Origin of the sequence: Aquipseudomonas alcaligenes NBRC 14159 (assembly GCF_000467105.1) — a bacterium.
GTDB classification, from domain to species: domain Bacteria; phylum Pseudomonadota; class Gammaproteobacteria; order Pseudomonadales; family Pseudomonadaceae; genus Aquipseudomonas; species Aquipseudomonas alcaligenes.
Map to the genome: position 1 here is coordinate 128612 of NZ_BATI01000010.1, position 24670 is coordinate 153281.

The following is a 24670-nucleotide window of genomic DNA, read 5'->3' on the forward strand; positions in this document are numbered from 1 at the left end:
AGAGGCCGAGAGACGGCGTCACAAGCGTCGCGATACGGCCCGCTGATGAGGAATCCCCCATGCCAGATGTAACCGTAAGCACCCTGCTGGGCCTGAAGCAGAAGGGCGAGAAGATCGCCATGCTCACCGCCTACGACGCCACCTTCGCCCAGGCAGCCTGCCAGGCCGGGGTGGAAGTGCTGCTGGTGGGCGACTCCCTGGGCATGGTCCTGCAGGGCCACGACAGCACCTTGCCGGTATCGCTGGCCGACATGGCCTATCACACCGCAGCCGTGAAGCGCGGCAACCAGGGCGCGCTGATCCTCGCCGACCTGCCCTTCATGGCCTACGCCACCCTGGAGCAGACCTTCGCCAGCTGCGCCGCACTGATGCAGGCCGGCGCCCATATGATCAAGCTGGAGGGTGCTGCCTGGCTGGCCGAGCCGATTCGTCAGCTGGCCGAGCGCGGCGTGCCGGTATGCGCCCACCTGGGCCTGACCCCACAGGCGGTCAACGTGTTCGGCGGCTACAAGGTGCAGGGGCGCGGCGATGCCGCCGCACGCCAGCTGCGCGCCGACGCCATGGCCCTGGAACAGGCCGGCGCCGCCATGCTGCTGCTCGAGTGCGTGCCCAGCGAGCTGGCGGCGGAAATCACCCAGGCGGTGAAGATCCCGGTCATCGGCATCGGCGCAGGCTCTGCCACCGATGGTCAGGTACTGGTGATGCACGACCTGCTCGGCCTGTCGCTGACCGGCCGCACGCCGAAGTTCGTGAAGAACTTCATGCAGGGCCAGCCCAACGTGCAGGCCGCTTTCGCCGCCTACGTGCGCGCCGTCAAAGACATCAGCTTCCCCGCCGAGGAACACGGGTTCTCCGCATGAATACCGTCAAGACCGTACTGGAACTGCGCGCCGCCGTGGCGCGTGCGCGCGGCGAAGGCAAGCGCATCGCCTTCGTGCCGACCATGGGCAACCTGCACGAGGGCCATGTCGCCCTGGTGGAGAAAGCCGGCCAGCGCGCCGACTTCGTGGTCGCCAGCATCTTCGTCAACCCGCTGCAGTTCGGTCCCAACGAGGACCTGGCCAAGTACCCGCGCACCCTGGTCGCCGACCAGGAGAAACTGGTCGCCGCCGGTTGCCAGCTGCTGTTCCATCCGGACGTGGAGGAAATGTACCCCCATGGCCAGGAAGGCCAGACTCGGGTCAGCGTACCTGGCGTCTCCGAGGGCCTGTGTGGCGGCAGCCGCCCCGGCCACTTCGAGGGCGTGGCCACGGTGGTGACCAAGCTGTTCAACATGGTCCAGCCGGACCTCGCCGTGTTCGGCGAGAAGGACTTCCAGCAGCTGGCGGTGATCCGCACCCTGGTGCGCGACCTGAACATGCCGATCCAGATCATCGGCGAGCCGACCGTACGTGCCGAAGACGGCCTGGCCCTGTCCTCGCGCAATGGTTATCTGAGTGCCGAGCAACGTGCCGCCGCGCCGGCGCTGTATCGCACCCTGCAGCAGCTGGCCAGCGCCATCCGCGACGGCAACCGCGATTTCGCCCAACTGATCGAAGCCGGTCAGGCCAGCCTGGTGAGCGCCGGTTTCCGCCCCGACTACCTGGAGATCCGCGAGGCCAGCAGCCTGCGTCCAGCCGAGGCGAACGACACGCAACTGGTGATACTGGGTGCCGCCTTCATGGGCACTACACGCCTGATCGACAATCTGGCGTTCCAGCTCTAGCCGCCTGCGAGGGTTTGCCGGCGAGACGCGGCAACCCTCAAGCTGGATAGCTGAATCAGCCAAACAGGCCAGCGAGGCCTGGCAAAAGGCCATACCCCGCACATCGTGTGGTCTTGAACCCCCTCGGGGGTTCGGGCACACTCTGCCGCCGCCGCATTCCGAGAGGGAAATAGTCATGCACGCCATCATGCTCAAGGCCAAGCTGCACCGCGCCATCGTCACCCACGCGGTGCTCGACTATGAAGGCTCCTGCGCCATCGACGGCGAGTGGCTGGACCTGTCCGGCATCCGCGAATACGAGCAGATCCAGATCTACAACGTGGACAACGGCGAGCGCTTCACCACCTATGCCATCCGCGGCGAAGAAGGTTCGAAGATCATCTCGGTCAATGGTGCCGCTGCGCACAAGGCCGGCGTCGGCCACCGCGTGATCATCTGCGCCTACGCCCACTACAGCGAAGCCGAGCTGGCCAACTTCCAGCCACGCGTGCTCTACATGGGTGCCGACGGCGAGCTGAGCCACACCAGCAACGCGATCCCCGTACAAGTCGCCTGAGCGGGACGCGCCCCGCTACACTCCAAGCCCGGAATCTCCGGGCTTTTTCATGCCCGACACGCCGCACAACAAGGAAAATGCCGCCATGGCGTACTACCAGCAACCGCTCGACGTCACTACCCTGCCGGCCTGGCAGGCCCTGCTCAAGCACCGTCAGGACATGCAGGGCTTCAGCATGCGCGAGGCCTTCGCGGACGACGCCAAGCGTTTCGAGCGTTTCTCCATGAGCACCAGCGGCATCTTCCTCGACTACTCGAAGAACCTGCTCAGCACCCAGACCCGCGACCTGCTGGTCGGTCTGGCCCGCGAAGCCGGCCTGCAGGACGCCATTGAAGCCTTGTTCAACGGCGAACGGGTCAACGCCTCGGAGGGCCGCCCGGCCCTGCACACCGCCCTGCGCCGCCCCATCGGTGACTGCGTCAGAGTTGACGGAGTCAACGTGATGCCCGATGTGCACCGCGTGCTCAACCAGATGACCGACATCGTCGGGCGAATCCACAGCAACCTGTGGCGCGGCTACAGCGAGAAGGCCATCACCGATGTGGTCAATATCGGCATCGGCGGCTCCTTCCTCGGCCCGCAACTGGTCTCCGAAGCCCTGCTGCCCTTCACTCAGCACGGCGTGCGCTGCCACTACCTGGCCAATATCGACGGCAGTGAGTTCCATGAACTGGCCGCCAAGCTGAACGCCGAAACCACCCTGTTCATCGTCTCGTCGAAGTCGTTCGGCACCCTGGAAACCCTGAAGAACGCCCAGGCCGCACGCACCTGGTACCTGGCCCGCGGCGGCACCGAGGAAAAGCTCTACCGCCACTTCATCGCGGTGACCAGCAACAATCAGGCCGCCATCGAATTCGGCATCCGCGAGAAGAACATCTTCCCGATGTGGGACTGGGTCGGCGGGCGCTATTCGCTATGGTCGGCCATCGGCCTGCCGATCGCCCTGGCCATCGGCATGTCCAACTTCAAGGAGCTGCTGTCCGGCGCCTACAGCATGGACACGCATTTCCGCAGCACCCCGTTCGAGAAGAACATGCCGGTGCTGCTGGCCCTGCTCGGCGTCTGGTATGGCAACTTCTGGGGCGCCCAGAGCCACGCGATCCTGCCCTACGACCACTACCTGCGCAACATCACCAAGCACCTGCAGCAGCTGGACATGGAGTCCAACGGCAAGCGCGTGCGCCAGGACGGCAGCCCGGTCAGCACCGACACCGGCCCGGTGATCTGGGGCGGCGTCGGCTGCAACGGCCAGCACGCCTATCATCAGTTGCTGCACCAGGGCACCCAGCTGATTCCAGCCGACTTCATCGTGCCGGTAGTCAGCTACAACCCGGTGGCCGACCACCACCAGTGGCTGTATGCCAACTGCCTGTCGCAGAGCCAGGCGCTGATGCTCGGCAAGTGCCGCAACGAGGCCGAGGCCGAACTGCGCGCCAAGGGCCTGCCCGAGGATGAGGTACAGCGCCTGGCACCGCACAAGGTGATCCCCGGCAACCGCCCGAGCAACACCCTGGTGCTGGAACGCATCAGCCCGCGCCGCCTCGGCGCGCTGGTGGCGATGTACGAGCACAAGGTGTTCGTGCAGAGCGTGATCTGGGGCATCAACGCCTTCGACCAGTGGGGCGTGGAGCTGGGCAAGGAGCTCGGCAAGGGCGTCTACCAGCGCCTCACCGGCTGGGACCAGCCGCCGACCGAGGACGCCTCGACCCAGGGACTGATCGACTTCTTCCGCGGTCGTCACCGCGGTTAAGCCCCCCCAAAGCCCGGCGCTGCGCCGGGCTTTTTGCAGGATGCGGCACGCAGCATGCAGCGCCGGCACTTGAACCAAGCAATTGCTTGGTTCACCCTAATGGACATCGCGGCTCAACAATAAGACAAGGAACCCGCCATGTTCGAAATCAGCCTTCACCCGGTCAAGGATGAGGTGCGCCAGCGCGCGCACCTGGACAACGAGGCTTACCAGCGTCTCTATCGCCAGTCCATCGAACAGCCGGATGCATTCTGGGGCGAGCAGGCGCGCCAGTTCCTGCACTGGTTCAAGCCCTGGGACCGCGTGCAGCACTGCGACCTGACCCAGGGTGAGGCCCAGTGGTTCGCCGGTGGCCAGCTCAACGTCGCCCACAACTGCATCGACCGCCACCTGCCGCAGCGCGGCGAACAGATCGCCATCATCTGGGAAGGCGACAATCCGGCCGAATCGGCGCACATCACCTACAACAAGCTGCACCACAACGTCAGCCGTCTGGCCAACGTGCTGAAGAGCCGCGGCGTGCAGAAGGGCGACCGGGTGTGCATCTACATGCCGATGATCCCCGAAGCGGCCTACGCCATGCTGGCCTGCGCACGCATCGGCGCCATCCACTCGGTGGTGTTCGGCGGCTTCTCCCCGGACGCCCTGCGCGACCGCATCCTCGATGCCGACTGCCGCACCGTGATCACCGCCGACGAGGGCGTGCGCGGCGGCAAGTACGTGCCGCTGAAGAACAACGTCGACAAGGCCCTGCAGAGCTGCCCGAAGGTCAGCACCGTGGTGGTGGTCGAGCGTACCCAGGGCGAGATCGCCTGGGTGGAGGGTCGCGACCTCTGGTACCACCAGGCGCTCAAGGAGGCCAGCGGCGACTGCCCGGCCGAGCCGATGGACGCCGAGGACCCGCTGTTCATCCTCTATACGTCGGGATCGACCGGCAAACCCAAGGGCGTGCTGCACACCACCGGCGGCTACCTGCTGGGCGCGGCGATGACCCACAAGTACGTATTCGACTACCACGAGGGCGACATCTACTGGTGCACCGCCGACGTCGGCTGGGTCACCGGCCACAGCTACATCGTCTACGGGCCGCTGGCCAACGGCGCCACCACCCTGATGTTCGAAGGCGTGCCCAACTACCCGGACGCCTCGCGCTTCTGGCAGGTAATCGACAAGCACCAGGTAAACATCTTCTACACCGCACCGACCGCCCTGCGCGCGCTGATGCGCGAGGGTGAAGGCCCGGTCAAGGCCACTTCGCGTTCGAGCCTGCGCCTGCTCGGCTCGGTGGGCGAGCCGATCAACCCGGAAGCCTGGGAGTGGTACTACCACGTGGTCGGCGATACCCGCTGCCCGATCGTCGACACCTGGTGGCAGACCGAAACCGGCTCGATCCTGATCACCCCGCTGCCCGGTGCCACCGACCTCAAGCCCGGCTCGGCGACCCGGCCGTTCTTCGGCGTACAGCCGGTGCTGCTCGACGAGCAGGGCAAGGAAATCGAGGGCCCCGGCGCTGGCGTCCTGGCTATCAAGGCCAGCTGGCCGAGCCAGATCCGCAGCGTCTACGGCGACCACCAGCGGATGATCGACACCTACTTCAAGCCCTACCCCGGCTACTACTTCACCGGCGACGGCGCGCGCCGCGATGAAGACGGCTACTGGTGGATCACTGGCCGCGTCGACGATGTGATCAACGTTTCCGGCCATCGCATCGGTACCGCCGAGGTGGAGAGCGCCCTGGTCCTGCATGACGCGGTGGCCGAGGCGGCGGTGGTCGGCTACCCGCACGACGTGAAGGGCCAGGGCATCTACGCCTATGTCACCCTGATGAAAGGCAGCGAGCCGAGCGAGGCACTGACCAAGGAGCTGCTGGCCCTGGTCGGCAAGGAAATCGGCAGCTTCGCCAAGCCGGAGCTGATCCAGTGGGCGCCAGGCCTGCCCAAGACCCGCTCGGGCAAGATCATGCGCCGCATCCTGCGCAAGATCGCCTGCAACGAGCTGGACAACATGGGCGATACCTCGACCCTAGCCGACCCCTCGGTGGTCGACAGCCTGATCGAACGGCGCCTCAACCGCTGAGTGGCGGCGGGGCCCTGCCCCGCTTGATCCGCCCGGCGCCAGCACCGACACTGGCGGCCATGGAAAGCCTCCGCCGCCAGATCGCCGCCCAGGTGCACAGCCTCACGGGCGCCTCGCTCAACCAGCTCGACCTCGACCAGCCACGAGGCGACCCCGGCCTGTTCGGGCCCGCCTCGATGGTCTGGGAAGTGCACGCCGACTTCACCTCGATGATGGTCGGCGGCATCGCCGCGCTGCTCCTGCAGATGCTCCACCCACTGGCCCTGGCCGGGGTGTGGGACCACTCCAACTTCCGTCAGGACCTGATCGGCCGCCTGCGCCGCACCAGCCTGTTCATCGCTGGCACCAGCTACGGCGGCGTCGCGGACGCCGAGCGTCTGATCGACAAGGTACGCAGCATCCACCAGCAGGTAGTGGGTCAGGGGCTTGATGGGCGCCCCTATGCCGCCAGTGATCCGGCCCTGCTGACCTGGGTGCATGTGGCCGAGGTGCACTGCTTCCTCAACGGCTACCTGCGCTACTGCAATCCTGACCTGCCGGAAGCCGAGCAGGACCGCTACTACGCCGAAGTGGCGCTGATCGCCCGGCGCCTCGGCGCGCAGGAGGTCCCCGATTCGCGCCAGGCGGTCGCGGCCTACCTCGAAGCGATGCGCCCGCAGCTGCTGTGCGACGAACGCACCCGCGAAGTGGTGCGCCTGCTGCACGCTGCGCCGATGCCCAGCCTGCTGGCCCGCCCCTTCGGCGGGCTGATGATGCAGGCCAGCTTCGACCTGCTGCCCACCTGGGCCAGCGCCCTGCTCGGCGAGAGCGTTCCGGCCTGGCGCCGCCCGTTGATCCGCGCCGGCGTGCAACGCACCGCCCAGCTGTTGCGCTGGGGCGTGGCCGACAACAGCGCAGCGCAGCGCGCCCGGCGGCGACTGCTGACGACTGGCCCGGCAGAGCCCCCTATGCGACCATAAGCGCCTTTCCGGTCACAGCCTGAACCGCATCGAGGACATGAACATGCAAGACGTTGTCATAGTTGCCGCTACCCGCACCGCCATCGGCAGCTTCCAGGGCTCCCTGGCCGGCGTTCCCGCCGTCGAGCTGGGCGCCGCCGTGATCAAGCGCCTGCTGGAGCAGAGCGGCCTCGACGGCAGCGAAGTGGATGAAGTGATCCTCGGCCACGTGCTGACCGCCGGTGCCGGGCAGAACACCGCCCGCCAGGCCGCAATCAAGGCCGGCCTGCCGAATGCCGTACCGGCCATGACCCTGAACAAGGTCTGCGGCTCCGGCCTCAAGGCCCTGCACCTGGGCGCCCAGGCAATCCGCTGCGGCGACGCCGACGTCATCATCGCCGGCGGCATGGAGAACATGAGCCAGGCCCCCTACGTGATGCCTGCGGCCCGTACCGGCCAGCGCATGGGCCACGGCAAGCTGATCGATACCATGATCCAGGATGGCCTGTGGGACGCCTTCAACGACTACCACATGGGCATCACCGCCGAGAACCTGGTGGACAAGTACGCCATCAGCCGTGAGGAGCAGGACGCCTTCGCCGCCGCCTCGCAGCAGAAGGCCGTGGCCGCCATCGAGGCCGGGCGCTTCGCCGACGAAATCACGCCGATCCTGATCCCCTCGCGCAAGGGTGACCCGGTCAGCTTCACCCAGGACGAGCAGCCGCGCGCCGGCACCACGGCCGAGTCGCTGGGCAAGCTCAAGCCGGCGTTCAAGAAGGACGGCAGCGTCACCGCCGGCAACGCCTCCAGCCTCAACGACGGCGCCGCCGCCGTGCTGCTGATGAGCGCCGACAAGGCCAAGGCCCTCGGCCTGCCGGTACTGGCGCGGATCGCCGCCTATGCCAACGCCGGCGTCGACCCGGCGATCATGGGCATCGGCCCGGTCTCCGCCACCCGCCGCTGCCTGGACAAGGCCGGCTGGCAGCTGGCCGACCTCGACCTGATCGAAGCAAACGAGGCCTTCGCCGCCCAGGCCCTGTCGGTCGGCAAAGAGCTGGGCTGGGACGCGGCCAAGGTCAACGTCAACGGCGGCGCCATAGCCCTCGGCCACCCGATCGGCGCCTCCGGCTGCCGCGTGCTGGTGACCCTGCTGCACGAGATGATCAAGCGCGATGCCCAGAAGGGCCTGGCCACCCTGTGCATCGGCGGCGGGCAGGGCGTAGCCCTGGCCATCGAACGCGCCTGATCGTAGGGCGGGTGCAACCCGCGTAGTCGCCCAGTCGCCCGCACGCGGGTTACACCCGCCCTACAGAATGACGCCGGCCGAGAGCCGGCGTTTTTCTTGGTAAACTGCGCGCCCTTCCCATCCCGAGACGCCGCGCATGTCCTCTCTCGACCAGGCGCTGCGCGCCGCCCTCGACGCTCGCCAGCCGCTGCTGGCCGAGCTGCACCAGCAGCAGACCGACTGCTACCGCCTGTTCCACGGCAGCCAGGAAGGCGCACCCGGTCTCACCGTCGACCGCTACGGCGCGCAGCTGATGGTGCAGAGCTTCCACCAGCCGCTTGCGCAGGATGCCCTGCTCGACCTGCATGCGTTGATCAACGCGCAGCTGGGCCTCGACCTGCAGCTGGTCTACAACGACCGCTCCGGCGGCAACTCGCGCATCGACCGGCGTGACCCGGTGTACCAGGCCACCCCCGAGGCGCTGGAAGACGGCATCGGCCGGGAATGGGGCCTCAACTACCGGGTGCGCGGTCGCCATCCGGGACAGGACCCGCTGCTGTTCCTCGACCTGCGCGAGGCGCGCGGCTGGGTCAAGCGCCACAGCGCCGGCAAGCGCGTGCTCAACCTGTTCGCCTACACCTGCGGCGTCGGCCTTTGCGCGGCGGCCGGTGGCGCGCGCGCGGTGCTCAACCTGGACTTCGCCGAGGGCAACCTGGCGGTGGGCCGGGAGAACCTGGCGCTCAACCCGGGGCTGGCCATGGACTTCGTACAGTCCGACTACTTCCCGGCCATCCGCCAGTTGGCCGGCCTACCCATCGCAACTCGCCGCGGGCACAAGCTGCCGAGCTATCCGCGCCTGGAGCAGCAGCAGTTCGACCTGGTGCTGCTCGATCCACCGGCCTGGGCCAAGAGCGCCTTCGGCACCGTCGACCTGCTGCGCGACTACCAGAGCCTGCTCAAGCCGGCGATCCTCGCCACGGCCGAGGATGGCGTGCTGATCTGCTGCAACAACCTGGCAAAAGTCGAGCTGGAGGAGTGGCGCGATCAGGTGCTGCGCTGCGCCGAGAAACTCGGCCGGCCGGCGCGCGACTGCGCGCAGCTGCTGCCGGCCGCCGACTTCCCCTCGCGGGATGGCCGGCCACCGCTGAAGACCCTGATCCTGCGCTTCTGAGGCACCCCGGGCGGCACTCTGATGGCCCACAAAGCGGCAACGGCCATGCCATACTCCAGATTCCACAGACTGGAAGATGACGCCGTACCATGCTCAAAGGATTGCAACGTACCGCCTACGCCCTGGCCATCGCCCTCGGCCTGTACAGCCTGCTCGGCTTTCTGATCCTGCCCGGCATCGGGCAACGGGTCGCCAACCAGCAGCTGACGCAGCTGGCCACCGTTCCGGCGCACCTCGCGCGCGTCGAGCTCAACCCCTTCAGCCTGGAACTGCAGCTCTGGGGCCTGCATATCGGCGAGGCGGAAGAGCCGCAGATCGCCTTCCAGCGCCTGTATGCCAACCTGCAGCTGGACAGCCTGTGGAGCGGCGCCGTGCACCTGGCCGATATCGAGCTGGAAAAGGCCCACACCGAAGTGCTGTTCGCCAAGGACGGCACGCTCAACCTGACCGGCCTGTTCAAGCTGCCGCCGTCCGAGGAGAAGCCCGCTACGGAAGAGCCGAGCGAGCCTTTCCCGCTGCGCATCGGCCGCATCGCCCTGATCGAGAACGGCCTGCACTTCGAGGACCTGCGCCCGAGCGAGCCGGTGGAGTTCGTCTACGACTCGCTGAACCTGGAGCTGACCAACCTCAGCACGCTGCCCGACGACAACGCCGACATGCAGATGGTCGCCATCGGCCCGCGCGGCGGCCGCATCGACTGGGAGGGCCAGGTCAGCCTGTCCCCCATCGCCTCCAAAGGCCAATTGAAGATCAGCGACGGCCAGCTCAAGGGCGTCTGGCCCTACGTGCGCGACGCCGTGCCGCTGGTGCTGGAAGACGGCGTGCTCGACCTCAGCGCCGAGTATTCGCTGAACCTGGCCAAGGGCACCGAGCTGCAACTGAGCCAGGTCAGTGCCACCCTCGCCCGGTTCGCCATCAAGAGCCCGGAGGACAAACCCCTGCTACGCCTGGAGCGCCTGGAAGTCGGCGACACCAGCCTAGACCTGGCCAAGCAGCAGGTGGTGATCGGCACCATCCGCAGCCAGAAGCTTGAGACCTGGGCGGCCCGCGAGAAAGACGGCCAGCTGGACTGGCAGAAGCTGTTCGCCAGCCATAGCCAGCCGACGCCGGCAGCCGCACCGACACCCACGGCGACGCCTGAAGCTCCGGCGCCAAGCGAGGGAGCGGTCGCAGCGCCTGCCGAGAAGCCCGCAGCGACGCCTGCGGATGCACAGCAGCAGACCGCCAGCACCGCGACTCCGGCAGAGCCGGCCAAGCCCTGGCAGGTGCTGTTGCGCGACGTGCAGCTGCGCGACTACCAGATCCACCTGGCCGACCGTGCCGCCGGCAGCCAGGAAGTGAAGCTCGACCTGGCTCCGCTGAATCTCGACCTCAAGGACTTCGACAGCCTGGGTACCTCGCCCTTCGGCCTCAAGCTGGATACCGGGGTCAACAAGAACGGGCAGATTCAGGTCGCCGGCCAGGTGCAGATCAGCCCCACCTGGGCCAAGCTGCAGGTCGTCACCCGCGACATCGACCTGCGCCTGGCGCAGGCCTACATCAGCCCCTTCGTGCGCCTGGAGCTGCGCAGCGGCATGCTCGGCAGCGACCTGGCCGTCGACCTGAAAAGCGTCGAGCCGCTGGCCTTCAGCATCGGCGGCAAGGCCGAGGTCAACCAGCTGCATACCCTGGACACCCTCAAGGAGCGCGACTTCCTCAAGTGGCAGCAGCTGGTCGTCGAAGGTCTCGACTATCGCCATGGCGAGAGCCTGGCTATTGGCAAGGTCAATCTGCAGCAGCCCTATGTGCGCTTCATCATCAACGAAGACCTGACCACCAACGTCAACGACCTGATGATCCCGCAGCCGGCAGAGCCCAATGCCAAGGCTGAGCCGGCCGGCAAGCCGCTGCCGATCCGTATCGGCGGTATCGCCATCAAGGATGGCTCGGCCAACTTCGCCGACTTCAGCCTGACGCCCAACTTCGCCACCGCCATTCAGCAGCTCAACGGCCAGATCGGTACCCTCGACAACCAGAGCCCGAAAACTGCTGACGTCGATATCAAGGGCAAGGTCGACAAGTACGCGCCGGTCAGCATCAAGGGCCAGCTGACGCCGTTCGACCCGATGAACAGCCTGGACATCGCCACCAGCTTCAAGAACGTCGAGCTGACCACCCTCACCCCCTACTCCGGCAAGTTCGCCGGCTACCGTATCCGCAAGGGCCGGCTCAACCTCGACCTGCACTACCGCATCGAGAAGGGCCAGCTGAACGCCGAGAACAAACTGCTGCTGGAAGACCTGCAGCTGGGCGAGCAGGTGGACAGCAAGGACGCCGTGGACCTGCCGATCCGCCTGGCCGTGGCGCTGCTCAAGGACACCCAGGGCAACATCGACATCCAGCTGCCGGTGCAGGGCGACCTGAACAACCCCGAGTTCAGCGTCATGCCCATCGTCTGGCAGACCCTGCGCAACCTGGTGCTGCGTGCCGCCCAGGCGCCCTTCAAGTTCATCGCCGGCCTGGTCGGTGGTGGCGACGTCGACCTCAGCCAGGTGCAGTTCGCTGCCGGTAGCGACGAACTGGATGGCGCGGCGCAGAAGACTCTGGACACCCTGGCCGCCGCCCTCAAGGAGCGTCCGGTACTGCGCCTGGAAGTCGAAGGCATGAGCGCCGCCGCCAGCGATGGTCCGCTGCTGGCGGAACAGCGTCTGGAGCGCGAGTACCAGAGCACCCAGTACAAGATCCTCCAGCGCGGTGGCGAGAAGGTGCCTGCCACGCCCGAGGAGCTGGTGGTCGAGGAGGACGACAAGGCCGTGCTGCTGGAAGGCATCTACCGTACGCGCCTCAAGCAACAGCCGCCGGCCGAGTGGAAGGAGTTGCCGGACGAGGAGCGCACGGCGAAAATGCGCGCCGCCGTACTGCAGTCCTGGGCCAAGAGCGAACTGCTGCTGCGCCAGCTGGGCCAGGCGCGGGCAGCCAGTATCAAGGACTATCTGGTGGAGCGTGGCGGTCTGGAGGACCAGCGCATCTACCTGCTCGACGTTGGCCTGGTTCAGGAACAGGCCAGCGCCCAGGTGGCCAGTGCATTACATCTAGGGAGTCTGTAATGAAGGGAAATCTGCTACTCGTCACGTTGGCACTGGCCTGCGGCTTGGCCGAAGCCGGTACGCTGCGCTGCGGCAGCAAGCTGGTCAACGAAGGTGATCGCGCCTTCGAGGTGGAGCGCAAGTGCGGCAAACCCGCACGCACCGATCTGGTCGGCTACACCGGCGGCTACTACGGGGATCGGGAAATGGTGATCGAGGAGTGGGTGTACGGCCCCACCAACGGCATGCTCAGCATCCTCACGTTCCAGGGCAACCGCCTGACCCGCATCGAGACCAAACGCGCCGACTGACAGCCGCAGGCCCAGGATGTAGGCTGCGCATGTCTACATCACGGCACCCGCTCATGCCCTCCAGACTCGTTCTCCCGCTCATCGGCCTGCTGCTGGCCAGCACCGCCGAAGCGGGCTCGACACTGCGCTGCGGCAGCAAGCTGATCAGCCTCGAAGACCATGCCGAGGAAGTCGCCGCCAAGTGCGGAGCGCCGGCGCGGCGCGACTTCCTCGGTTACAAGGAGGTGGTCGACTACTACGGCTTCGTCACTGAAGTCGCCTTGGAAGAGTGGGTCTACGGGCCGAAGAACGGCATGCTGTATTTCCTGCGCTTCGAAGGCAATCGCGTCACCAAGATCGAAAGTAAACGCGGTCGCTGACCGCCAAAACAGAACAAGGATGCTCGACATGCGAAAACCGCTACTGACCGCCCTCCTCGTCCTCACCAGCCTGCACGCTCAGGCGGCCACACTGCGCTGCGAACACGGCATCGCCGACAAGGGCGACCGTACCACCGAGGTGCTGCAGAAGTGCGGCACACCGGTCAGCCAGGCGGTTACCGGTCATACCCTGGATCGCAATGGCAAGGTGCAGTACATCAAGGAGGAATGGGTCTACAGCCGTGACAACGGCATGCTGTACTTCCTGCAGTTCGAGGGTGAGCGACTGGTTCGCGTCGACAGCAAGCGTGGTGGCTGATGCTGATCATTCCCGCCGAGCATCCGCTGGACTGGAAGCGCCCCCCCGTCATCACCCTGCTGCTGATCCTGCTCAACACCCTGATCTACTTCGGTTACCAGGGCGGTGACGAAGAACGTCGCGAGCAGGCCGTGCAGGCCTACCTGGACAGTGGCCTGCTGAGCCGTGAGCGCCCGTTGTTCGTCGACGACCTGGTCCGCCGTGACCGGCTCGAGGCAGACGAACGCGACTACGTCGACGGCATGCGCCGCCAGGACCTGGCGTCCGCGATACTGCACGACCTGCAGTTCGAGCAACGCCTGCACCAGAGCCCCGAATACCAGGCCGACCCGGCCTGGCAACAGGCTCGTGGCCGGGCCGAAGCGCTGCGTGACCGGCTCAGCACCTTCCGCTTCGGCTTCATCCCGGCCCGTTTCAGCATCGAAGGGCTGTTCGGTGCCATGTTCCTGCACGGCAGCTTCGACCACCTGCTGGGCAACATGCTGTTCCTGTTCATCTTCGGCTTCGCCCTGGAAATCGCGCTGGGCCGCTGGGTCTATCTGGGCTTGTACCTGCTCAGCGGCTTGGCTTCGCACCTGCTGTGGTGGGCACTGGACCCGGTATGGGTGACAGGCGTGGGCGCCTCCGGGGCGATCTCCGGGTTGATGGGCATGTACATCGGCGTATACGGCCTGCGCAAGATCAACTTCTTCTACTGGCTGGGCCCGCTGATCGGCTATTTCAAGGCACCGGCGCTATGGGTGCTGCCGGTGTGGATGGGCAAGGAACTCTACGGCCTGCTGGCATCGGACGATCACATCAACTACTACGCCCACCTTGGCGGCCTCGGGGCCGGCTTCCTCGCCGTATGGCTGGCGCGCCTGTCCGGACGCCTGCGGATGGACGAAGACTACCTGCACAAGGTGGACCCGGACGCGCCCTTCAAGCGCGAACTGGCAGCACTCGACCAGTTGATCGCCCAGTTCGACCTGGCCCAGGCGGCCAAGCGCGGACCGGACCTGCTGAACCGCTACCCCGGCCGCCTGCCCCTGCTGGAGCGCCTCTATGCCATCGCCAGCGGACGCCAGGACCGCGCCCTGCTGAGTGCGCTACTGAAGCAGCTGTTTGCCCTGCCCGACAGCCCGGAGCGCCTGCTCCTGCTCAAGCGCCTTGCCGATGACAGCGCGGCCGATGAGCAGTCGCTGCTGCGCCATGCGGCTGTACAACTGCACCTGCTGCCGCCGCTGATCCGTGCTGGCGAGGGCCAGCGTGCACTGGCCTGCTGGCGTCGCCTGAGCCAGGCGAACCCAAGCCCGACCCAGCTGCCGGGGCTGACCCTGCAGCTGGCCAGACTGCTTGGGCAGGGACGGGACCTGCGCGGCATCGGCGAGCTCACCCGCTTCCTGCACAGCCGCTATCCGGAAGCCGAGCAGACCCGCCAGCTGGCCCTGCTGCAGCAGCACCTGGCGCGCTGATTCAGGCCTGCGCCGCCAGGCGGCGCAGGGTCTCCTCGAGGCTGGCCACTTCGCCCAGCAGCGGCGATTGCGGGTATCGGGCGCGGATGTAAGCCAGCAGCTTCTGCGCCGTCTCCACCTGCCCCAGGCCCTCGGCAAAGCCACGGGCGGCCAGCAGGTAGGCGCGCGGGATGTGCGGGTAGTCCGGGAAGCGCTGATGCAGGTTGCGCAACAGGCTCAGCCCTTCGCGGGTCTTGTGGCGCTGCAGCAGGGCCTCGGCAAGCCGCTCGCAGACCAGCGCATCCTCGGGCAGATAGTCCGCCTTGAACTGGCGCGCGTTGAGCAGCGCAAAGGCGCCCTGCGCCGGATTCAGCCGCGCCGCCAGCGGCAGGTAGTGTTCGAGATGGCGCAGGCAGCGCTCGCGAGCGCCGAGGCCGAACAGCAGCTGGTGGAAGCGCTCGTTGAGCTTGAGATCGTTGGGCGCCACGTCCAGAGCCTTGGCCAGCACCTCCAGCGCCTGCGCGCTCTGCCCTTCCTTGACGCGCACCTCGGCGTCGGCCAGGGCGCGGCGGCGGCGGTACTCTTCGGCGGGAACGCCCCGCGGCGCCGATTCATCCACCGCCACGTAACCCAGCGCGCCCTGATACTGGAACACGGCATAGCCCATCATGGCGCACATCACCACACTGAAGTAGCCGAACAGCAGCGCCGCGATGGGCATCAGCACCACCCGCGGCAGGCCGCTGGAGAGCATGTAGACCACCGCGTCCGGCGACTGCCAGAGAATGAACAGGAATACCCAGAGGATCAGATAACGCCAGCCCATCGCCTTGATCACCGCACCGACCTGGTCGGGGCTGAGCGCGGCGCTGAGCGTCTTGTCCAGGGCCAGGCGAATGATGCTGGCCGGAATCAGCAGCTGCACCCCCAGCGTCGCCGCCCAGAACAGCGCCTCGCTGTCGAAGTCGGCCGCCAGCCAGACCACGGCGAAGGCGATGAAGAAGATCACCAGCAGACGCCAGAACAGGCTGAAGCCCTCACCATCGAAGGCGCCCTGCAGCGCCGGAGCCTCGCGCACACCCTGGCTGGAGCTCTCGATCACACTTTGCAGGTATTTGGTGGCGACGCAGAACAGCGCCAGCCACAGCAGTTTCCAGGCCGGCATGAACAGGCTGGCCAGGCACAGTGCCGCCGCAAACAGCAGCGGCCCCGGCTGCAGGCCATAGCGGAAGAACAGCGGAATGCGCTGCCAGAACGGCTGCGCGGTATTGGCCGCACCGAGGAACTGCAGTTTGCCGGCACACAGTGGGCACTGCGGCTCCAGCTCAGGGGCATCGGCGTTGAGCGGAATGCAGCAATCCCCGAAGTCGCGCTGGCACGGCGAACAGTGCCAGGTAGCGGGTTGTGCGGGGTGGTAACGGCAGTAGGTGATTTCCATCGCCAGACGTCCTTGTTGGGTACTGCGGAGCGCGCCATTGTCGGGGTAAACCGCAGGCAAAAAAAGAGGGCCCCAGCAGGGGCCCTCTTTCTTGCACAACCAGGCTGAGGGGCTGCCGAGCAGCCCCCAAAAGGCTTAGACGCCCGAGGCCTTGGCAGCAGCAACGTCCTTGATCGACAGCTTGATGCGGCCGCGGTTGTCCACGTCCAGTACCAGCACTTCGACTTCCTGGCCTTCTTTCAGCACGTCGGTGACTTTCTCGACGCGCTGATCGCTCAGCATCGAGATGTGCACCAGACCGTCCTTGCCCGGCAGGATGTTGACGAAGGCGCCGAAGTCGACGATGCGCTCGACCTTGCCGACGTAGATCTTGCCGATCTCGGCCTCGGCGGTGATGCCCAGAACGCGCTGACGCGCGGCCTCGGCAGCTTCCTTGGTCTCGCCGAAGATCTTGATCGAGCCGTCGTCTTCGATATCGATCGAGGCCTTGGTCTCTTCGCAGATGGCACGGATAGTAGCGCCGCCCTTGCCGATCACGTCGCGGATCTTGTCCTGGTCGATCTTCATGGCCAGCATGGTCGGAGCGTTGGCCGACAGCTCGCTGCGCGACTGGGAGATGACCTGGTTCATCTGGCCGAGGATGTTCAGACGGGCTTCCAGAGCCTGACCCAGGGCGATCTCCATGATCTCCTCGGTGATGCCCTGGATCTTGATGTCCATCTGCAGCGCGGTGACGCCATTGGCGGTACCGGCCACCTTGAAGTCCATGTCGCCCAGGTGGTCTTCGTCACCCAGGATGTCGGTCAGTACGGCGAACTTGTCACCTTCCTTGACCAGACCCATGGCGATACCGGCCACCGGCGCCTTCATCGGCACACCAGCGTCCATCAGGGCCAGGGAAGCGCCGCACACGGAAGCCATGGAGGACGAACCGTTGGACTCGGTGATCTCCGAGACGATACGGATGGTGTACGGGAAGTCGTCGTTGCTCGGCAGCATGGCGGCAACGCCACGACGGGCCAGGCGACCATGGCCGATTTCGCGGCGGCCGGTGGCACCCATGCGACCACATTCGCCGACCGAGTAGGGCGGGAAGTTGTAGTGCAGCATGAAGGGGTCTTTCTTCTCGCCTTCCAGGGTGTCGAGCAGCTGCGCGTCACGGGCGGTGCCGAGGGTGGCAACCACCAGGGCCTGGGTTTCGCCACGGGTGAACAGCGCCGAACCATGGGTCTTGTCGAGCACACCGACTTCGATGTTCAGACCGCGCACGGTGCGGGTATCACGACCGTCGATACGCGGCTTGCCGTCAACGATGTTCTGGCGCACGGTGCGGTACTCGATCAGACCGAAAGCGTCTTTGACTTCACCGGCGGACGGCTGGCCTTCTTCGCCGGAGAACTTGGCGACGACCTGGTCGCGCAGCTCGTCCAGACGGTTGTAGCGGTCCTGCTTGATGGTGATGGTGTAGGCCTGGGAGATGGCTTCGCCGAACTCGGCCTTGATGGCGTTGAGCAGAGCGGTGTTCTCGGCCGGGGCAGTCCAGTTCCAGCGCGGCTTGCCGGCTTCGGCAGCCAGCTCGCCAACGGCCTTGATCACGGCCTGGAACTCTTCATGGGCGAACAGCACGGCACCCAGCATCTGGTCTTCGGTCAGCTCTTTGGCTTCGGATTCGACCATCAGTACGGCGTCTTTGGTACCGGCCACGACCATGTCCAGGCTGGAAGCCTTGAGCTGCTCGTAGGTCGGGTTCAGCAGGTAGCCGGTTTCGGGGTGGAAGGCCACGCGCGCGGCGCCGATCGGGCCGTCGAACGGGATGCCGGAGACGGCCAGGGCGGCCGAGGTGCCGATCATGGCGGCGATGTCCGGATCGGTCTTCTTGCTGGTCGAAACCACGGTGCAGATGACCTGCACTTCGTTGAGGAAGCCTTCCGGGAACAGCGGGCGGATCGGACGGTCGATCAGGCGCGAGGTCAGGGTCTCTTTCTCGGAAGGACGCGCTTCACGCTTGAAGAAGCCACCCGGGATCTTGCCGGCAGCGTAGGTCTTTTCCTGGTAGTGCACGGACAGCGGGAAGAAGCCCTTGCCCGGGTCGGCCTGCTTTGCGCCAACCACGGTGCACAGCACGCTGACATCGTTGTCCACGGTAACCAGAACGGCACCGGAAGCCTGACGGGCAATGCGCCCGGTTTCGAGGGTGACGGTCGACTGACCGAACTGGAACTTTTTAATAACCGGAGTCACGGTATTTTCCTTCTCTTTGTTGCCTTGGGGGAAACTGCTGCAACAGGGGCCTGCTGCCCCTGAAACCTGTTCAGAACTCGGCTCGCCGGAACCGATTTTTGAACGGGTTTCAAATTCCGTTCTGTAGAAAGCCAGAAGCTGGAAGACCGAAGCCACGGGCCGGTATCAACCGACCTGCGACTCCGAGCTTCCAGCTTCTCACTTCAGGTGTACGTCTTAGCGACGCAGACCCAGGCGACCGATGAGGGCGCTGTAACGACTGGTGTCCTTACCCTTCAGGTAGTCCAGCAGCTTGCGGCGCTGGTTAACCATGCGGATCAGACCACGACGGGAGTGGTGGTCTTTGCCGTTGGCCTTGAAGTGGTCCTGCAGCTTGTTGATGTTGGCGGTCAGCAGGGCAACCTGCACTTCCGGGCTACCGGTATCGCCTTCAGCTTGCTTGTAGTCGTTAACGATCTGGGCTTTTTCTTCAACGCTCAGTGCCATGATGGGCTCCTTGAGTGAACAGGCCGGGAACCAGTCCCGTGTTTTAAAAAGAGGAATGACCATGCCTGCTGACAGCCACCCTCGTTCCGGTCATTCGACCGAATCGCTTGCCCGGGCCTGAGCCCCGGCCCCTACCCGCTCTAGAAGCTGGTAGAGATCAATCTTTTCGGCGCAATGCGCCCGTCATCGCTCACTTCACCGATACCGATGAAACGGCCGGTGTGGTCCTGCACCCTGACCATGCCGAACTTCGGCGCTTCCGGGGCACGGACCGGCTGACCGTGCAGCCAGTAGTAGGCACTGTGCTCGGACAGCTGCAGCAGCGGCCAGTGTTCCAGGCCGCTGTCGGACGGCAGCAGGAACTGATCCAGCGCCTCGCTACCGCCCTCGGCGTGGGCCTTCTCCAGCGTTTCCAGGCTGATCGCCTGGGCCAGCAAGAAGGGACCGGCCTGGGTCCGACGCAGCTCGGCAACATGACCACCGCAGCCCAGTTCACGACCGATATCCTCGACCAGGGTGCGGATGTAGGTGCCTTTGCTGCAGGCCACGGACAGGCGCAGCTGCGCGTTGTCCAGAGCCAGTAACTCCAGGCGCGCGATATTAACAGATCGCGCCTCGCGCTCCACTACTTCGCCGGCACGCGCCAGCTTGTACAGCGGCTGGCCGTCCTTCTTCAGGGCCGAGTACATGGGCGGTATCTGTTTGATTTCGCCGCGAAAACGCGGCAACAGCGCCTCGATGTCATCCCGACCGACGGTCACCTCGCGGCGCTCCACGATTTCACCCTCGGCATCGCCGGTGGTGGTGGTCACGCCCAGCTGAGCAACGGTCTCGTAGCCCTTGTCGGCGTCCAGCAGGTACTGGGAGAACTTGGTCGCCTCACCGAAGCACAGCGGCAGCACACCGGTGGCCAGCGGATCGAGGCTGCCGGTGTGCCCGGCCTTCTCGGCGTTGAGCAGCCAGCGCACCTTCTGCAGGGCCTGGTTGGAGCTCATGCCGCGCGGCTTGTCGAGAATCAGGATGCCGCTGACGTTGCGGCGGATGCGTTTCACCTGCGCCACGTTCAGTCGTCCTGATGCTTGCTGTCTTCGGAAATCGCACGCTCGATCAGCGCCGACAGGTGCGTACCACGAGTGATGCTCTCGTCGTAGTGGAAATGCAGCTGCGGCACGCTGCGCAGCTTCATCGCCTTGCCCAGCAGCATGCGCAGGTAGCCCGCCGCATCGTTGAGCACGCGGACGTTCTGCTGAATCTTCTCCACATCGTTCTCGCCCATCACGGTCACGAATACCTTGGCGTGGCCAACGTCGCGGCTGACCTCCACGGCAGTGATGGTGACGAAGCCCAGGCGCGGGTCCTTGACCTCGCGCGGAATCATCTGTGCCAGCTCGCGCTGGATCTGGTCGCCGATACGCTGGGTACGGCTATACACTTTTGCCATTTCTTCCTACCTCGCCCGCCGCCACTGACAGCAGGTTCACAAGCGGCAAACGCCCGGCCGCGCTGATGCGGGGCCGGGCGTCCGGTGTTGCGGGCCGTCCCTTACAGGGTACGCGCCACCTGGACCTTCTCGAACACTTCGATCTTGTCCCCGACCTTGACGTCGTTGTAGCTCTTCACGGCGATACCGCACTCCATGCCGTTACGCACTTCGGCGACGTCGTCCTTGAAGCGACGCAGGGATTCCAGCTCGCCCTCGAAGATCACCACGTCGTCGCGCAGTACGCGAATCGGACGGTTCCGGTGAACGGTACCTTCAATCACCATACAGCCGGCGACGGCGCCGAACTTCGGCGAACGGAATACGTCACGCACTTCGGCGGTGCCCAGGATGTTCTCGCGAACATCGCTGCCGAGCATGCCGGTCAGGGCCTTCTTGACGTCTTCGATGATGTCGTAGATCACGTTGTAGTAACGCATGTCCAGGCCTTCGGCCTCGACGATCTTGCGCGCGCCGGCATCGGCACGCACGTTGAAGCCGAACAGCACGGCGTTGGAGGCCAGCGCCAGGTTGGCATCGGACTCGGTGATACCACCGACGCCGCCACCGACCACACGCACCTGCACTTCGTCGTTGCCCAGGCCGCTGAGCGAGCCCTGCAGCGCTTCCAGAGAACCACGCACGTCGGCCTTGAGGACGATGTTGAGGGTCTTCTTCTCTTCTTGGCCCATGTTCTCGAAGATGTTTTCCAGCTTGCCGGCGTGAGCACGGGCCAGCTTCACTTCGCGGAACTTGCCCTGACGGAACAGCGCGACTTCGCGGGCCTTCTTCTCGTCGGCAACCACGGTCATCTCGTCACCGGCATCCGGCGTACCGTCCAGGCCGAGGATCTCGACCGGAATCGACGGACCGGCTTCCTTGATGGCCTTGCCGTTCTCGTCGAGCATGGCACGCACGCGGCCGTAGTTGACGCCGACCAGGACCATGTCGCCCTGACGCAGGGTACCGTCCTGAACCAGCACGGTGGCCACCGGACCGCGGCCCTTGTCCAGGCGCGACTCGACCACGACACCACGGCCCGGGGCCGACGGCGTGGCGGTGAGCTCGAGCACTTCGGCCTGCAGCAGCACGGCTTCCAGCAGTTCGTCGACACCGGTACCGGCCTTGGCCGAGACGCCGACGAACGGAGCGTCGCCGCCCCACTCTTCCGGAATCACATCCAGCGCGGCCAGGCCGTTCTTGATGTTGTCCGGGTTGGCATCCGGCTTGTCCATCTTGTTGATCGCGACCACGATCGGCACGCCAGCCGCTTTCGCGTGCTGTACGGCTTCCTGGGTCTGCGGCATCACGCCGTCGTCCGCTGCCACCACCAGGATGACGATGTCGGTGGCCTTGGCACCACGAGCACGCATCTGGGTGAACGCAGCGTGGCCGGGCGTATCGAGGAAGGTGACCATGCCGCGATCGGTTTCCACGTGGTAGGCACCGATGTGCTGGGTGATGCCACCCGCTTCACCAGCGGCCACCTTGGCGCGACGGATGTAGTCGAGCAGCGAGGTCTTGCCGTGGTCGACGTGGCCCATCACGGTCACTACCGGCGCACGGGAGAAGGCCTCACCTTCGTATTTCAGCGACTCGGCCAGCTGCTCTTCGAGCGCGTTCTCGCTGACCAGCTTGACCTTGTGGCCCATTTCCTCGGCGACCAGCTGCGCGGTCTCCTGGTCCAGAACCTGGTTGATGGTCACCGGGGTGCCCATCTTGAACATGAACTTGACCACCTCGGCGCCCTTGACCGACATCTGGGCGGCCAGGTCGGCAACGGTAATGGTCTCGCCGATCGCTACTTCGCGCACAATAGGTCCTGTCGGGCTCTGGAACCCGTGCTGATTACGCTTCTTCGGCTTCATCCGGCCGCCACGACCGCGACGGAAGTCATCGACTTCTTCGTCGGTGCTGCGCGGTGCAACGCGCGGTGTCGGCGCCTTGTCCTTCGGCGCAGGACGATGCTGGGCATGCTTGCGATCACGACGCTCGTCGTCATCGGTGCGCACCGGTTTGTCTTTCTCGGCGCGACGCAATTCTTCTTTCTTGCGCTCGGCAGCTACAGCCGCAGATACCGGCTCGGCGGCTGGAGCCGCGGCAGCCACTTCCGCAGCCGGAGCAACGGCCGCCAGGGCGGCAGCATCCTGCTGCTTGCGCGCTTCGGCCTCGGCCTGTTTGCGGGCCTCTTCCTCGGCCTTCAGGCGGGCTGCCTCTTCGGCGGCACGCTGCTCTTCCAGCTCGCGCTGCTTCTCGGCTTCGATCTCGTCAGGGCTGCGCTTGACGTAGGTCTTCTTCTTGCGCACTTCCACGCTGATGGTCTTGCTACCGGCGACCTTCAGGGTGGTGGTGGTCTTGCGCTGCAAGGTGATCTTGCGCGGCTCTTCCAGTTTCTCGCCGTGGCTGCTCTTCAGGTGAGCCAGCAGCGCCTGCTTTTCGTTGTCAGTTACCACTTGCTCGGCGCTGGTGTGCGGCAGACCTGCCTCACGCATCTGCTGCAGCAGGCGCTCCACTGGTGTGTCGACCACTTGGGCCAGTTCTTTCACCGTGACTTGCGTCATGCATCTCTCTCCTCAGGCCGCAACCGCTTACTCGAACCAATGGGCTCGGGCGGCCATGATCAGCTTGCCGGCACGCTCTTGGTCCATGCCGTCGATGTCGAGCAGGTCGTCGATCGACTGCTCGGCCAGGTCTTCGCGATTCACCACGCCACGTACCGCCAGCTCGTGAGCCAGGGTCTTGTCCATGCCGTCCAGGGACAGCAGGTCTTCGGCGGGCTGGGCATCGGCCAGTTTCTCTTCGCTGGCGATGGCCTTGGTCAGCAGACGGTCCTTGGCGCGAGCGCGCAGCTCGTTGACGATGTCTTCGTCGAAACCATCGATGCTGAGCATCTCTTCCATCGGTACGTAGGCGATCTCTTCCAGGCTGGTGAAGCCCTCTTCGACCAGTACCTGGGCCAGTTCCTCGTCGACATCCAGCTCCTCGACGAAGCGCTGCAGAATGTCGCCGGTCTCGGCCTGCTGCTTGGCCTGGATATCGGCCTCGGTCATCACGTTGAGGGTCCAGCCGGTCAGCTGACTGGCCAGGCGCACGTTCTGGCCGCCACGACCGATGGCCTGCGCCAGGTTGTCCTCGGCCACGGCGATGTCCATGGCATGGGCATCTTCGTCGACGATGATCGCCGCCACTTCGGCCGGAGCCATGGCATTGATCACGAACTGCGCGACGTTCTCGTCCCACAGCACGATGTCCACGCGCTCACCGCCGATCTCACCGGAGACAGCCTGAACACGCGAGCCACGCATGCCGATGCAGGCACCCTGCGGGTCGATACGCTTGTCCTTGGAGCGCACGGCAATCTTGGCGCGCGAACCCGGGTCACGGGAGGCGGCCATCACTTCGATCAGGCCTTCGGCGATTTCCGGCACTTCGATAGTGAACAGCTCGATCAGCATCTGCGGCGCGGTGCGCGACAGGATCAGCTGCGGACCACGGTTCTCGGTGCGGATTTCCTTGAGCAGTGCACGCACACGGGCACCGACGCGGAAAGTCTCACGCGGGATGATGTCTTCACGGGCCAGCAGCGCCTCAGCGTTGTTGCCGAGATCGACGATCACGCTGTCGCGGGTCACCTTCTTCACGGTACCGGAGATGATCTCGCCGACGCGTTCGCGATAGGCATCGACCACTTGCGCGCGTTCAGCCTCGCGGACCTTCTGCACGATGACCTGCTTGGCGGTCTGCGCAGCGATGCGACCGAACTCGATCGACTCAACCGGCTCTTCGATGAAGTCGCCGACCTTGGCACCGGCCTCGCGCTCCTGCGCCTGCTCGACGGTCAGCTGGGCGGCCGGGTTTTCCAGGTCGTCCTCGGCTACCACTTCCCAGCGACGGAAGGTTTCGTAGTTGCCGCTCTGGCGATTGATCGCCACGCGCAACTCGACTTCATCGTCAAAACGCTTCTTGGTCGCTGTCGCCAGAGCCAGCTCCAGCGCTTCGAAAATAACACTGGCCGGTACGCCCTTCTCGTTGGACACCGACTCTACAACCAGCAGTACTTCTTTACTCATCGTACGCCTCGCCTTTCGCAATCCATTGGATCCGCGGGATCCGCGTC

At 65.5% G+C, this 24670-nt stretch carries 20 protein-coding genes; 13 read left to right on the top strand and 7 right to left on the bottom strand.

Going from position 1 to position 24670, the window contains the following annotated elements:
- Positions 1–59: 59 nt before the first annotated feature.
- The 13 genes from panB (at position 60) to PA6_RS08110 (ending at position 14929) form a co-directional block, all read left to right on the top strand.
- The gene (gene panB / locus PA6_RS08050) at positions 60–860 is read left to right on the top strand and encodes a 3-methyl-2-oxobutanoate hydroxymethyltransferase (RefSeq protein WP_021700406.1); all 801 of its coding nucleotides are present in this window, start codon (positions 60–62) and stop codon (positions 858–860) included.
- Complete coding sequence (panC, locus tag PA6_RS08055) at positions 857–1705, top strand: pantoate--beta-alanine ligase (protein ID WP_021700407.1); 849 nt, start codon at positions 857–859, stop codon at positions 1703–1705. Before panB ends, panC begins: the two co-directional genes overlap by 4 nt.
- A gap of 175 nt (positions 1706–1880) precedes the next feature.
- The gene (gene panD / locus PA6_RS08060; RefSeq protein ID WP_021700408.1) at positions 1881–2261 is read left to right on the top strand and encodes an aspartate 1-decarboxylase; all 381 of its coding nucleotides are present in this window, start codon (positions 1881–1883) and stop codon (positions 2259–2261) included.
- Positions 2262–2346: 85 nt separating this feature from the next.
- Complete coding sequence (pgi, locus tag PA6_RS08065) at positions 2347–4011, top strand: glucose-6-phosphate isomerase (RefSeq protein WP_021700409.1); 1665 nt, start codon at positions 2347–2349, stop codon at positions 4009–4011.
- 138 nt (positions 4012–4149) lie between these two features.
- Positions 4150–6087: an acetate--CoA ligase gene (gene acs, locus PA6_RS08070; protein WP_021700410.1), complete on the top strand. Its 1938-nt coding sequence runs from the start codon at positions 4150–4152 to the stop codon at positions 6085–6087.
- A 59-nt stretch (positions 6088–6146) separates the two neighbouring features.
- Positions 6147–7046: an oxygenase MpaB family protein gene (locus PA6_RS08075; RefSeq protein ID WP_021700411.1), complete on the top strand. Its 900-nt coding sequence runs from the start codon at positions 6147–6149 to the stop codon at positions 7044–7046.
- 43 nt (positions 7047–7089) lie between these two features.
- Positions 7090–8271: an acetyl-CoA C-acetyltransferase gene (locus PA6_RS08080; RefSeq protein WP_021700412.1), complete on the top strand. Its 1182-nt coding sequence runs from the start codon at positions 7090–7092 to the stop codon at positions 8269–8271.
- Between the two features lie 136 nt (positions 8272–8407).
- Positions 8408–9421, top strand: coding sequence for a class I SAM-dependent rRNA methyltransferase (locus PA6_RS08085; protein ID WP_021700413.1), 1014 nt, complete (start codon positions 8408–8410; stop codon positions 9419–9421).
- Positions 9422–9510: 89 nt separating this feature from the next.
- The gene (locus tag PA6_RS08090; protein ID WP_021700414.1) at positions 9511–12507 is read left to right on the top strand and encodes a DUF748 domain-containing protein; all 2997 of its coding nucleotides are present in this window, start codon (positions 9511–9513) and stop codon (positions 12505–12507) included.
- The gene (locus PA6_RS08095; protein WP_021700415.1) at positions 12507–12797 is read left to right on the top strand and encodes a DUF2845 domain-containing protein; all 291 of its coding nucleotides are present in this window, start codon (positions 12507–12509) and stop codon (positions 12795–12797) included. The genes PA6_RS08090 and PA6_RS08095 overlap by 1 nt, the downstream gene beginning before the upstream one ends.
- 53 nt (positions 12798–12850) lie before the next feature.
- A complete protein-coding gene (locus PA6_RS08100; RefSeq protein WP_043216448.1) occupies positions 12851–13156 on the top strand; it encodes a DUF2845 domain-containing protein in 306 nt (101 codons plus the stop codon).
- A 28-nt stretch (positions 13157–13184) separates the two neighbouring features.
- On the top strand, positions 13185–13475 hold the full coding sequence (locus PA6_RS08105; protein WP_043216449.1) for a DUF2845 domain-containing protein: 291 nt from the start codon (positions 13185–13187) through the stop codon (positions 13473–13475).
- Entirely contained in the window at positions 13475–14929 is a 1455-nt protein-coding gene (locus PA6_RS08110) for a rhomboid family intramembrane serine protease (protein ID WP_021700418.1), read from the top strand. The genes PA6_RS08105 and PA6_RS08110 overlap by 1 nt, the downstream gene beginning before the upstream one ends.
- Before the next feature lies 1 nt (position 14930).
- Here PA6_RS08110 and PA6_RS08115 read toward each other — a convergent pair whose 3' ends face one another.
- The 7 genes from PA6_RS08115 to nusA all read right to left on the bottom strand — a co-directional run bounded on the left by PA6_RS08115 (position 14931) and on the right by nusA (position 24623).
- Entirely contained in the window at positions 14931–16346 is a 1416-nt protein-coding gene (locus PA6_RS08115; RefSeq protein WP_021700419.1) for a DUF4013 domain-containing protein, read from the bottom strand.
- Between the two features lie 135 nt (positions 16347–16481).
- The gene (gene pnp, locus PA6_RS08120) at positions 16482–18587 is read right to left on the bottom strand and encodes a polyribonucleotide nucleotidyltransferase (protein ID WP_021700420.1); all 2106 of its coding nucleotides are present in this window, start codon (positions 18585–18587) and stop codon (positions 16482–16484) included.
- Positions 18588–18803: 216 nt separating this feature from the next.
- Complete coding sequence (rpsO, locus tag PA6_RS08125; RefSeq protein WP_021700421.1) at positions 18804–19073, bottom strand: 30S ribosomal protein S15; 270 nt, start codon at positions 19071–19073, stop codon at positions 18804–18806.
- Positions 19074–19213: 140 nt separating this feature from the next.
- Positions 19214–20134: a tRNA pseudouridine(55) synthase TruB gene (gene truB, locus PA6_RS08130; protein WP_021700422.1), complete on the bottom strand. Its 921-nt coding sequence runs from the start codon at positions 20132–20134 to the stop codon at positions 19214–19216.
- Between the two features lie 2 nt (positions 20135–20136).
- A complete protein-coding gene (rbfA, locus tag PA6_RS08135; protein WP_021700423.1) occupies positions 20137–20514 on the bottom strand; it encodes a 30S ribosome-binding factor RbfA in 378 nt (125 codons plus the stop codon).
- Positions 20515–20615: 101 nt separating this feature from the next.
- On the bottom strand, positions 20616–23114 hold the full coding sequence (infB, locus tag PA6_RS08140) for a translation initiation factor IF-2 (protein ID WP_021700424.1): 2499 nt from the start codon (positions 23112–23114) through the stop codon (positions 20616–20618).
- A 27-nt stretch (positions 23115–23141) separates the two neighbouring features.
- A complete protein-coding gene (gene nusA, locus PA6_RS08145; RefSeq protein WP_021700425.1) occupies positions 23142–24623 on the bottom strand; it encodes a transcription termination factor NusA in 1482 nt (493 codons plus the stop codon).
- Positions 24624–24670: the final 47 nt, after the last annotated feature.